This window comes from Nonomuraea zeae, from assembly GCF_005889725.1.
Taxonomy (GTDB): domain Bacteria; phylum Actinomycetota; class Actinomycetes; order Streptosporangiales; family Streptosporangiaceae; genus Nonomuraea; species Nonomuraea zeae.
In genome coordinates this window covers 1-1,310 of sequence record NZ_VCKX01000679.1, presented here as the reverse complement: position 1 = coordinate 1,310, position 1,310 = coordinate 1, and the positions used below count along the sequence as shown (strand labels likewise).

Annotated in this window: 1 protein-coding gene; it reads left to right on the top strand. The window is 66.4% G+C overall.

Annotated elements, in window-relative coordinates:
• Position 1: 1 nt before the first annotated feature.
• Complete coding sequence (locus tag ETD85_RS62335) at positions 2 to 1,270, top strand: IS256 family transposase (protein ID WP_420847403.1); 1,269 nt, start codon at positions 2 to 4, stop codon at positions 1,268 to 1,270.
• Positions 1,271 to 1,310 lie beyond the last annotated feature (40 nt).

The following is a 1,310-nucleotide window of genomic DNA, read 5'->3' as shown; positions in this document are numbered from 1 at the left end:
CCTGGAGGACGCCGCAGTGGCGCGCAAGAAGCCCGAGAACTCGACGGATCGGGAGCTGGTGGCCAGGCTGGTCGACCAGGCCCGGGCCGAGGGAGTGGAACTGGTCGGTGAGAACGGGCTGCTGGGCCGGCTGACCAAGCTGGTGCTGGAGTCCGCCCTGGAGGGCGAGATCACCGACTATCTCGGCTACGACAAGCACCAGCGCGGTGGTAGCGAGACGGGCAACAGCCGTAACGGCGCCCGATCCAAGACGGTCATCACCGATGTCGGGCCGGTCGAGATCACCGTGCCGCGTGATCGGGACGGCAGCTTCGAGCCGAAGATCGTACGCAAGCGGCAGCGGCGCCTGTCCGGCGTGGACGAGATGGTCATCTCGCTGGCCGCCAAGGGCCTGACCACCGGGGAGATCTCCGCGCACCTGGCCGAGGTCTACGGCGCGGAGGTGTCCAAGCAGACCATCTCCACCATCACCGACAAGGTGCTGGACGGCATGGTCGAGTGGCAGAACCGGCCGCTCGACCCGGTCTACCCGGTGATCTTCATCGACGCGATCCATGTGAAGCTGCGCGAGGGTCAGGTCGCCAACCGGCCCATCTACGTGGCGCTGGCCGTCACGGTGGACGGCGAGCGCGACATCCTCGGGTTGTGGGCCGGCGACGGCGGCGAGGGTGCCAAGTTCTGGCTGCACGTGCTGACCGAGATCAAGAACCGCGGCGTCGGCGATGCTTTGATGGTGGTCTGCGACGGCCTGAAGGGGTTGCCGCAGGCCATCGAGACCGTGTGGCCCCAGGCCGTCGTGCAAACGTGCGTCGTTCATTTGCTGCGCTCCTCGTTCAGGTATGCCGCCCGCCAGCACTGGGACGCCATCGCCAAGGCGCTCAAGCCGGTCTACACCGCTCCGACCGAAGCGGCCGCGCTCGAGCGGTTCTACGAGTTCGCCGAGCTCTGGGGTAGCAAGTATCCGGCGATCGTGAAGTTGTGGGAGGACGCTTGGGCCGAGTTCGTGCCCTTCCTCAACTTCGACCCCGAGATCCGCCGGGTGATCTGCTCGACCAACGCCATCGAGTCGGTCAACGCCCGGATCCGGCGGGCGGTCAAGGCCCGCGGCCACTTCCCCAACGAGCAGGCCGCGCTCAAGTGCGTCTACATGGCGATCATGAGCCTGGACCCGACCGGCAAGGGCCGCAAACGCTGGATCACCCGCTGGAAGGCCGCTCTGAACGCCTTCGCCATCACCTTCGAAGGCCGCCTGACCCCGACCACCCGCTAACTAAAGCAAATTGAGATACACCGAAAACTGGACACACCCG